The sequence below is a fragment of the Beijerinckia sp. L45 genome (assembly GCF_009765775.1).
Taxonomy (GTDB): Bacteria; Pseudomonadota; Alphaproteobacteria; order Rhizobiales; family Beijerinckiaceae; genus RH-AL1.
In genome coordinates this window covers 18,620-28,910 of the sequence record NZ_LMUU01000276.1, presented here as the reverse complement: position 1 = coordinate 28,910, position 10,291 = coordinate 18,620, and the positions used below count along the sequence as shown (strand labels likewise).

The following is a 10,291-nucleotide window of genomic DNA, read 5'->3' as shown; positions in this document are numbered from 1 at the left end:
AACCACTCAGCGATCGGTATAAGGAACACGAACATCAGTTCCCACCCCCGTCGTGGTCGCAGTGATCGTCAGGACCATTGATGGCGCCGCTCACCGAACGGTGGATGCACGATCCCAGTCCCATCGTGGCTATGATCCCGAGCCCGGCGTTGTAGTCTAGCTTGCCCGTGAACATGCCAATCAGCGCCAACACTGTAATAAAAGTTGCAAAGAGATAAGTTTCGCTGCCCGATATACGGAGCCAGAATCTGCCGCCCATAATTTATGTCTTCCTAAAAACCGAGGTGATGCGCGACAACCAAGATGTCGTCACGGGTGCTGAAGATGTTGTCGGCGATTGCGCGGTGACGACCTTCAGTGCTGACAAGTACACGTCATAGTATCCGGCGATCGTTTGCGCGTGATCGGTGCCGTTGATGATCCGGCGAGCTTCGACGGGATCGTGCGGGATGTAGTCGCTGAGCTTCTTCGATGTGAACCAACCGTCGAGCATGCCGCGATACATGATCTTCGCCGCGATGATTGGGTCGAGCGCCAGCGTGGGATTATCGACGAGATCGACGCCAAGCTCGGTGCCAGCCTTTTTGTAGTTGGCTTCCCAGGTCAGCTGAACGTATCCGCGTCCCCAAAATCCTGTAGGCCCATAGGCGGTGCCGCGACCTTTGCCGACTTCCTCGATAGGCTGGATCGTGCGGCCGGTTTCCCACGTGGCCGTCGCGAGGCAGTAGGCCAAATATGCAATCGGGCTCGTCGAGTAGGACTGTTCCCATACGTCGATTAGCTGGTCAAAGCCATCCACCTGATCTTGCGTCAGGGAAGAAAAGAGCTTTGGCCGGATTGCAGAGAAAAAGAATGGGCGATCGATCACACAGCTATTTATTCGCGCGCATCAACAACTAAATGGCGGTTGATTTTATGCCCGAAACAAGATTGAACGCTCGCACATCCTTTCGAGCCGAGGCGTCCGATGACTGAAGCAACTGAAAATGCTGAGCAGACCAACTACCTGTCTATGACTGCGGACGTGGTGGCGAGCTATGTGTCGAACAATTCGGTACGGCCCGGCGACCTCGAAGCGCTGATAAAGAGCGTTTATGAAGCTTTTTCGATGACTAACGCTACGCCAGTGAAGGAAGAGGTAAAGGAACCAGCTGTATCGGTGAAGAAATCGATCACGCCCGAATTCCTCATCTGCTTGGAAGACGGCAAGAAGTTCAAGTCGCTGAAGCGCCATCTCGCGACCGCCTACCACATGACGCCTGATGAGTACCGTGCGAAGTGGAACCTGCCGCGCGATTATCCGATGGTGGCGCCTGCGTACGCGGCAGCTCGGTCGGCGCTGGCTAAACAATCCGGTCTTGGTGTTGCCAACCTCAGACAGCGCAAGCCAGCCGCAGCAAAGGTAGCTGCCACAAAGGGCCGTGGTCGCCCTCGCAAAGCTGCTTGATCTGAAATATTTGCGGTCGGTGAACTGTTGGCTTTCCCAAAAGCGGGAATCGGCGGACAGCGCTATAGTGGTCTCGTAAGTGCGTCTGCATCGCACTTAAAGCATCCATGCATTTCACGCTGCGCCGGAGAATACCTCGATGTACGACCCTTGGGATGTGCCACCCATCCCGACACGCGGGGACGAATATGGCGATGCTCTTTTTGCAGCGATAGGTCGCGCACTTATCGCTTGGGAAGAAATCGAGGTTTCTCTCGCACACCTTTACTCCGCTCTTTGCGAGAAATCGCCATATGACGATGGTTCAAATCTTGACTACGGACTGCCTTCAAACTTCAACGGTAGGCTCGAAAAGCTTAATGATAAGGCGGAAACTTATTTTATAAAATATAGTAATCAGGGGTTGGAGGGTCGCCTTCATGAGCTATTGTATAGAATTAAACGTATGTCGGCGCGACGCAACGATATTGCTCACGGCGTTGTCCGGTTGTTCGATATTGTTAAAGACCCAAATATTACATTGCTTGGTGCAATCGACTCCGGTTGGTGTCTTGTTCCGCCGCACTTTAAAGGCGTAAAACACTACGACAGAAACACACCTATTGTGTTGTTCACCTCTCGTTCAATCAAGAAGGTAGAGAGCGGATTCTGGACTCTTAAAGTTGACATCCATTCCATCTTAAAAATTATCGAGCTTCCACATTTCGCGTTGACAAGGCAGTTCGCTTTGCCGCCCTTAGAGCGACCGCCCTATCCAGAGCTTGAGTATACGCCGCAAGGATTGCGGCGCCGAGAGTAGCGTTGGAAGAGCCAGCGTCGGCGCAGCCCGCCAGAAAGCATACCAGTCACAGCCACCATCACTCGCAAGCGGTTTGCTTGGCGCTGGGGCTGGATTATAGTGAGCGCCATCCATTGAGTGGAAGGAACAGGCATTGCGCCCACTTTTGAAAACGTGGTTAGCGCGTTTCCTGGCGATAGGATTTGCGATCTGTCAGCTTGCTCCCTCTGCAATCGCCGAAGCCACGCCCCTCAATCCGAATTTTCAGAGTTGTGTGAATCGAGAAGCTAAAAACGCCTTCCGGCATAGCGTTGAAAGCAAGGGAGAGTTGGCCGTATATGGGTATCCCGTCGATGCTGAAAACGAAGTCATTTCCAGATGCGATCCGAGCCTGCCCCCTGAAAGCTTGCAGGATAGCGCTTACACACCAAACCCCAGCTACAAGTATATCAATACCATAGTCGAAACGCAGCAAAAGGCTTTCAGCTACGAGAAAATCCGCAAAGAAATGGCAGCGGAACGCCGACAGGCTGAAATAGATGCACCGAGATTAAAATCGGAAAAGGAGGAGGAGGACGCGGCTCTTGCTGCCTACTATCACTGCCTCGTTCAACACGCGCAGGAGCTTTCCAAAATCTCGACGGAGCCTGCGGAAACAATAGCTCAGGCTTCGTATCCCGAATGCTTTAATGAAAAAAAATCCACAATTGATATATCTTCGCGTCACAAGAATGGCCGTTTTAATTATGAAAGCATGAGCGTCACCGATGGTTACTTTAAATCTCGCTTAATCAATGAAATCATCAAAGCTCGGGCTCGACCTTTGTCATCATTGCAGCCTCCAGGCTAAAGTATACATGCATGCAAGCCGAAGGCCCCGCTTCACCCTATCAAGGATGCGGGACGCGAAAATGCAACGCCAGCAGTGTTTAGCTGGTGGCGGTGGCCGCTGCGATCGTCAGAGTGACCGATGCACCCACCGCGTACGTGGAAATGTCCGAGGCCTGAGGATTCTCGATCGGAAACGAGAAGACCGGCATGCCGGGTCCGGTGACCGTTGCGTCCGCTTTGTTGCCAATGCTGACAGTCAGGGTGCTGCCGGAAGATGTGGTGAAGTTGGTGGTCGAGAGAACGGTGTAGGTGAGCTGCATACTTTCCTTGAAAGAGGGATCGGTTTTATGGGTGGGTGCGGAGCGCAAGGCCGACGCGCTCTGCGTAAATCAGTCTTGGTGGGTATTTATCGATTGAAATCGGATCAATATCCGATCGCGATAACGCAAGTAGTAATCCCGGCCGAGCCGTAGTTGCCCGGATTGGAGTAGACCCCGTTGACATAACACGACGTGGTCGTGAGGTTGTTCACTCCGCCTGAATAGGCTGCACTTCCATCAACATTGAGTGGTGTCACTGAGACTGAAAGGCAGGCATTGGGGAAAGGGATAGGAAACGTCCACGTATTGAGAGCAGTCATCTGCGTCCACTGCATGATCATGCCACCCGGCAGCACGCGATAGCCGGTAGTGCTGAGGGACTGGTTTGGCTGTGAGAGGAAGCGTTCAGGAATGTTTCCCCAACTCATAGTCCCGCCAGTGAAACCCCACTGCCACACGCCGGTCGGCGCATTGTAGAAGCCGGTGGTCGGAGTGTTTGATCCTGTGCTGACCATGAACGTGCCAGCTTCGGTGCCTGCGTTGTCGTTGAAAGTGATGCCGTTCCAGCCGTTGCGAGAACCGAGAAGGCCGAGCGTGCCGTAGCTGCTCTGCGCAAAACCGTACATCCAACCTGACGTGTCGATGTTGGCGATGTAGCCGGTACCGGTGACCGTCAGATTGTTGTTGATCGTGGTAGGTCCACCAACCGCGAGGCTTCCGCCTCCACCATTCATGTTGACCGGCGCTGCGACGCGCTGATTTATCCAAAGCGTTTGCGCGCCAAGCGACTCAATGTGGGGATTGCCGTCGTTGTAGATGCTGAGCGTCGAGCCGTACGATGTGTTTGAGAGGTACAGGCCCCCATCAACGCCAGTGTTTGTTTGGTTGAGCCGCCCTGTCAGGCCGATCGCACCGCTGACATTCACGTTGTCTACCGTCAACGTATCGCTGATCTCGACGCCGTTAAGCATCTGAACATATCCGTTCGAGACACCGACCATGAACGGGCGCAGACCATTCCAGCTACCGTATTGATCGCCAGAATTTGTCAGCATGAGATAGAGGTTGCCACCGTCCTGCCGCCAGAAGCTTGCGTAGTTTCCATAAACAGATCGATAGGAATTGGCTGAAGTGGTCTGGATTTCGCCATTACAATTGATGGTTCCGCCGAAGTAGGCTTGGCCGCCCGTATTACAAAGCTGAACGGCGCCACCATAGTTGAGATATAACGGCCCAGAGTTTGTATAAACCTGATTTGAGTTCATGCTGGCATTGCCAGCAACCTGAATGATATTGCCTGCGGTCACGTTTCCGCTTGCGCCGATACTCTGCGGGGTCGTTAGTCCACTCGATGTCAGTGTCATCAACGACGTATAGCCGTTCGTGCTGCGCCAGTTGAACGCCCCATACGTGCCGCCACCGACCGAAACGTCGAAGTACATTGTGCTTCCGCCGTTCGTTACGTCGCGAATGGCGGAGTTTGAACCCATTTGTAAAGCGACGCCTGAAGACGTGTAAGATACGAAACCCGTGCCGCCTGAGGCGGTGATAGCGTTCGCTGAGCTAATATTGCCATTCGTGCTTAGCGTACCGCTGCCAAGCTGGATGCCACCCGATGAATTATAATTGAGGTAGAGGGTGGCGTTATTCGTCGTGTAGACTTGGTTGCCCGTCACATCCAGCGTGTTCTGGACGTTGAGGCCGCCGCTCGTATTAATGTTGCCTGATGCATTAACAGTCGCCAAGTTGGCGTTGCGGCCACCATCGATCGCAGCCGTGCCATTGACGTAGAAGCCGCCGAGACAATCCCAAAAGCCACTGCGAGCGTCGTAGCGGCCGTGGACCGATCCATCGTACGTAGAGATCGCCAAGCTCTGCCAAAGCTGCAAGTTGACATTGTAGGTACTGAAGGACGAGCCGTCGCCCGTTCCTGCTTCTAGCAGGTTCGTTCCTGCGCCCGCGATCTGCAAAGAGCTATTTGCAATGACAGGCCCGGTAAACGTTGCAGTGCCGGACACCCCAAGCGTGCCTAATACCGAAGCGTTTCCGTAGGCGTGGAACGTGGTGCTGTCCCACCCGGCAACGTTGCCGCCGGTATTATCCCAGAGATAGTTGATGCCGCCCGAGCGGTAAAAGGTACCGTTTCCCGAGGCAGCTCCAGAACGGTCAACGACATTGTATGCCGCATTGCTGCCCGTCGAAATATACTCGCCTGTCAGGGTGGCGTATCCGTTGAGCGTCGTGTTTCCGGTGACGGAAAGCGTGCCGCCAATCGTCTGATTGCCGCTGGCTGTGATGCTAGTGGCCGATATCGAGACGTTCGAAAGCGTGCCGCCCGTGATCGCCACGGCAGCAGGGTTCTGAGACGCGAGCGCCGTCAGGTTAAGGATCGACGCGAGATTGCCCGCCGCCGCTGGCGTCCAGATCGAGGCCATCGGCTCAGCCCGTGATCAGAACGTCGTAGGTGGTGCCTTGCGCGGGAGCGTAGCCGAAGCTGACCGTCGTGCTCGTCGAGTTGATCGGATTGTTGTCGAGCATTTCCAGGTTCATCATCGCGTCGCGCACGGTGACGGTCACCCATGTCGTGCCCAGGCCGTGAACGACGTTGTAGGAGGTCGAGACACCATCGCAGGTGATCGTACTGTTGAACTTCCGCACTACACTCGTTGTGTCGATGCCGAGGGCACCGCTGGCGGTCGAGAGGCCCGCGCCGACGTTGACCGATATGACGCTGCCGGTGACCGTGGTCGTTGTGCCGTCGCCGCTGTAGACGTTCAGCTTGAACGACTGTGTGAAGACCAGGGGCGTCGTCCCGAGCACCAAGGTGCCAGCGGTGGTCTGCCGGAAGATCGCGCCTGCGTAGACCGTGCCCTCGTTGACGAGGAATTCCGTACCCTCGGCCCACTGCGATCCGCTCATCGAGTCCGGCGCCAGTGTCCAGGCGCCCGCCGCAGCCACGTAGATCGCGTTCTGAGTGGTCATGCCGCCAACCGCGACACGGTCACCGGCAGCAAGCGCCACGCCGTCAATCGTCTGCAAACCGGAGAGGGTCAGGCCGCTAGCAGCCGCGTAGACCCGCACTGGGTCCTTCAGGTCGATGCGCCCTTGGTTCGCGGCCGTGATGAGCGCCTGCACCTGATCAAGGCGCGTGGCATCGGTGGCGTTCGTGCCCTGCGCGATGTTGGTGACCCGCTGCGATCCGCAATTGATCGCCGCAACGGCCGCAGCGAAGCTGTCGAGCGTGTATGAGGTGACCGTGCTCCTCAGGTCACTGATGGTCGAGGAAGGCTGCGTCCCTATGTGGTTGACGCGGAGTAGGGGATTGACTGCCAGCGCTGCAATCGCGATCGATCCATCGGTGAGACCAGCCGCATCGGCCGGACGCCATGCCGAGCCGGTGTAGACGAACATGATGCTCGATGCCGTGCTGTAATAGAGCTGTCCGGCCTTTGGTGACGACGGTGCTCCCGCAAGGTTGTGGATGACGGGGTTTAGAAGCTGGTTTGAGGTAAAATCTACCGGGTAGCCAAATTTCTGCGACATTCGTAGCGGGGGTGTCCTTAATTCAAATAGGCAACGCCAGATGTCGGCGCCGTGAAATTGATGATGATCGTGTTGCGATCTTGATAGACCTGCGAAGCCCAGATCATGTCACCCGCCGTATCGACGACGGTTACTGTCGGATATCGGTTCAGGTAGTGGGCGAGCGTCCAGGTCGTGCTTGCTTCGACGATATTTATTATAGTCGTCGTTGCGCCACCAGCTGGTCCCATCGGGCCTTGCTGGGCTACTGAGACGATCTGCGTCACGTCCTGCGAAACAGCGAGCGCGAAGCCGTAGTCGGCAACCGTTAGCGTCGCGACCTGGGAATTGACGGTAATCAAAACGTCACCGGCTTCGCTGACAACGCAGCTCATCAGGGCACCAGCACGCGGATGTTCACAACGCCGCGCGTCACATCATTGCCAGCCGGATCGATCGTGACGATGCGGAAGCGGGTCAGGAAAAAAGAAGCGCCTGGACCGTCACCAAGAATGGTGGCCGTTACCGTCGTAGAAATGACAAACTGAGCTTGCCCATCCGAGTAAAGGCAGGTCGCGGTCTGAGCTGAGGTCGTAGCCTGCGTCGAGGTCTTGCCGACGAGGAGGTAGCCAGCCAGCGTATATCCGGTCAGATCAAACGCTGTCCCATCGGGGTTCGTGAGCCTTACGGGGATGATCCAAGTATCGCCTTGGTAGAGGCTGATGAAATTTTCCGACATGACGTATTTATCACGTCGGAGACTAATTGCCGATCCGAGTCACCGTAAGAACCGCAGCATCGAACTGATTATAGGTCTCGTCATAACCACCAGCGTGGTTATATCCCTGGATCGTGATGACATCCCCAGCATTCAGAATCAGGGTATCAGCGCAGCTCATGGTGTAGCCGATAGAGTAATACATGTTTGCGCCACCAGAAGCCGAAACCGCTGGATTGCCATTCGTACAAATATTGATCCCGAAGTATGCGGCCTCGTTTGAGTTCGACCCGAGTTCGTGGTTGATCTGCGCAGTCAGAGCGTAGACGCCCGCCGTGTTGACAGTTACTCCGCCGCCACCGCTTAGCGCCCCGAATTGAGACGCGACACCTACCGTGTCGAGTGCCGCTGTGGTGGTCGTGTTGTCGCCGACGCCTTGCGTGGCCGATAGATAATAGCGACCGCTCGAAGCGGAAAGCTTCGTGTTTGAAACGCTACCGTTGACGAGCAAGCTGCCTTCGATGATGACGTTCGCATCGATTTCCATCGTATAGACGGCGCCTGTACCATCGGCACGTTGAACGCCTGTGATGGTGTAGCCGCCTGTCGTGTTGTCGAGCGATAGTGCGACCGCGTATTGCGCCGACAATCCGTTGATCGAACCTTGCAAGACGCCGATCGAGGCTGTGTTGCCGCCAACAGTCGTAGTCAGATTGCTGACGCTCGTCGCTGTCGTGCTCTGCTGAGATGAGAGGGTCGCGATCTGCGAATTGTAGCTGGAGACCTGACCATTGTAGGTGGAGGTCAATGAAGCAAGGTTCGCCGCCACAGAAGCCGTGGCATTCGAGGCGGCAGTGGCGTTCGTGCTGATATCTGAAGTGTTGCCGTTTACAGTAGCTGTCAGGTTGGTGACCGCTGTCGATGTAGCTGTTGTGTTCGTCGTCAGCGTCGCAATCTGCTGAGAGAATGACGAAGTCTGATTGTTGAAGTTGGTCGTCAGCGTCGAAAGGTTCGTTGCGACCGTCTGCGTAGCATTCGCCGCCGTCACGGCGTTGGCGGCTATCGTCGAAGATTGTCCGTTTACCGTTGAGGTCAGCGTGGAGAGCGACGCCGCCGTGCTGCTTTGCTCTGAGGTGAGCGTCGAAATCTGCGAGTTGTAGCTGGCGACCTGATTGTTGTAGGTCGTCTGAAAGCTTGCGAGGTTGCCCGCTACTGTCTGGGTCGCTGAAGCCGCCGTCGTCGCGTTAGACGTGATGCTGGCTGTGTTGCCATTGACGGTCGATGTCAGGCTGGTGAGCGACGCCGCTGTAGCGTTCTGCGCAGTCGTCAGCGTGTCGATCGATGTGCTGACCGATGAGACGTTCGCGTTGAAATTCGATGTCAGGGTCGCAAGATTGGCGGCCACCGTCGAAGTTGCGTTGGCGGCCGTTGTGGCATTGGCCGTTATGTCGGCTGTGTTCGTTCCGACAGTAGCCTGAAGATTGGTGACGCTTGTCGCCGTCGAGTTCTGCGCGGTCGTCAGGGTCGCGATCGACTGAGTGACAGTCGCAAGGCTGGCATCGAACGTCGTCTGGACGGTGGTGATCTGACCGGAGAGAGATTGCTGAGCCGTCGTCAGAGCAGCGGCCTGTACCGTCAGCTGCGAGGTGTTTCCGGTGACATCGCTTTGGATCGAGAGAATGGTGGCGGCGTCGGTCGCAAGCTGGGTCAGCGCGTTTGAGGCGTCGGCCTGCGCGGCAGCAATCGCGGTTTGGTTCTGCGAGATCGCCGTATTGATCGCGGCGAGATCGGTTGTCTGGGCAGCCTGAATCGCTTGATCGGCAGCAGCGATTGCCGCATCCGATGCGGCCTGAGCCTGCGATACAGCCGCCTGAGACGCTGCTTCGATCTCGGCTGCGACAGTAGTGACCGAGTTGCTGATCTGATCCTGGAGAGAAGCAACGCTGCCGTTGACGGCGCTGAGATTGCTTCCAACCTCTGCCTGGAGAGCCGCGATCTTTGCCTCGATCTGCGCGATCTCAGCCTGGAGTATGCTGTCGGCAGCTGGCGTGACGCTCGCGATCGTCGCAGCGCCAGATCGTGTGTCGATGCTGACAAGGCTGAGCGCCGCCACAACCTCGACGGTAGAGCTGATCCCGGCGACGCCTGTCGGATTATTCCCAGCAACCGCCTCGATGCCCGGCTGAGCTATTGTGCCAAGCGCCTGGCTGACGGTCGATAGGCTGACGATCACGGGCGCGTAATGCCCCGATTGACGGTTACCGACAGGGGGCCGCCGACTTGGCAGAGGTTGATGATCTGCCCGTCACCGGTCGCGACAATATCCATCGCGCACGTGGTGCCAGCCGGGAGGTTCGACATGTGATCGCTGAGGCCGGTCGTCGGCGCGTCACGCGGCACAGCGAAGGTCAGCGTGCCCATGTCGCCGCCGTTGACGAGCAAGCCGTTCGCCGTGCTCATGTTGAGCAAGACTTCACTGTCAGTGGGCGATGGCCTCAGCTGGGCTTCAAAGACGATCCCAGTAACGTCGATCGGCTGGCCAGCATTGGTCGAACCGGACGGCCACTGAAACTGAATGCAGTCACGCCAGTCGCCATTTGTAGCGACGACGAATGAGCCCGATAGTTGGGGTAGGTTCGCAATATTGGTGGTCAATCGTTCCTAAAATGAATTAC

General features: G+C 56.4%; 11 protein-coding genes. 3 read left to right on the top strand and 8 right to left on the bottom strand.

Translation table 11 applies throughout. The annotated features are described in order from the left end of the window. Window positions 1–262: 262 nt before the first annotated feature. Window positions 263–868, bottom strand: a complete 606-nt coding sequence (locus tag GSQ79_RS28325; RefSeq protein ID WP_246725642.1) for a glycoside hydrolase family 19 protein — start codon at window positions 866–868, stop codon at window positions 263–265. 99 nt (window positions 869–967) lie between these two features. Here GSQ79_RS28325 and GSQ79_RS28320 point away from each other — a divergent pair, with 99 nt between their 5' ends. From GSQ79_RS28320 to GSQ79_RS28310, 3 genes are all read left to right on the top strand, one after another. Then, window positions 968–1,447 carry a MucR family transcriptional regulator gene (locus GSQ79_RS28320; RefSeq protein ID WP_158812085.1) on the top strand — a complete coding sequence of 160 codons (480 nt, stop codon included), beginning with the start codon at window positions 968–970 and terminating at the stop codon, window positions 1,445–1,447. A 139-nt stretch (window positions 1,448–1,586) separates the two neighbouring features. After that, window positions 1,587–2,246 carry a hypothetical protein gene (locus GSQ79_RS28315; RefSeq protein ID WP_158812084.1) on the top strand — a complete coding sequence of 220 codons (660 nt, stop codon included), beginning with the start codon at window positions 1,587–1,589 and terminating at the stop codon, window positions 2,244–2,246. Between the two features lie 133 nt (window positions 2,247–2,379). Beyond that, a complete protein-coding gene (locus tag GSQ79_RS28310; RefSeq protein WP_158812083.1) occupies window positions 2,380–3,075 on the top strand; it encodes a hypothetical protein in 696 nt (231 codons plus the stop codon). Window positions 3,076–3,154: 79 nt separating this feature from the next. Here the strand turns inward: GSQ79_RS28310 and GSQ79_RS28305 are convergent, their stop codons facing one another. The 7 genes from GSQ79_RS28305 to GSQ79_RS28275 form a co-directional block, all read right to left on the bottom strand. Next, window positions 3,155–3,376, bottom strand: a complete 222-nt coding sequence (locus GSQ79_RS28305) for a hypothetical protein (protein ID WP_158812082.1) — start codon at window positions 3,374–3,376, stop codon at window positions 3,155–3,157. A gap of 104 nt (window positions 3,377–3,480) precedes the next feature. After that, window positions 3,481–5,811, bottom strand: a complete 2,331-nt coding sequence (locus GSQ79_RS28300; RefSeq protein WP_158812081.1) for a hypothetical protein — start codon at window positions 5,809–5,811, stop codon at window positions 3,481–3,483. A gap of 4 nt (window positions 5,812–5,815) precedes the next feature. Further along, complete coding sequence (locus GSQ79_RS28295; RefSeq protein ID WP_158812080.1) at window positions 5,816–6,919, bottom strand: hypothetical protein; 1,104 nt, start codon at window positions 6,917–6,919, stop codon at window positions 5,816–5,818. 17 nt (window positions 6,920–6,936) lie between these two features. Next, entirely contained in the window at window positions 6,937–7,293 is a 357-nt protein-coding gene (locus GSQ79_RS28290; protein WP_158812079.1) for a hypothetical protein, read from the bottom strand. Further along, window positions 7,293–7,637: a hypothetical protein gene (locus GSQ79_RS28285; protein WP_158812078.1), complete on the bottom strand. Its 345-nt coding sequence runs from the start codon at window positions 7,635–7,637 to the stop codon at window positions 7,293–7,295. The genes GSQ79_RS28290 and GSQ79_RS28285 overlap by 1 nt, the downstream gene beginning before the upstream one ends. 22 nt (window positions 7,638–7,659) lie before the next feature. Beyond that, complete coding sequence (locus GSQ79_RS28280; RefSeq protein ID WP_158812077.1) at window positions 7,660–9,849, bottom strand: hypothetical protein; 2,190 nt, start codon at window positions 9,847–9,849, stop codon at window positions 7,660–7,662. After that, a complete protein-coding gene (locus tag GSQ79_RS28275; RefSeq protein WP_158812076.1) occupies window positions 9,846–10,271 on the bottom strand; it encodes a hypothetical protein in 426 nt (141 codons plus the stop codon). The genes GSQ79_RS28280 and GSQ79_RS28275 overlap by 4 nt, the downstream gene beginning before the upstream one ends. Window positions 10,272–10,291 lie beyond the last annotated feature (20 nt).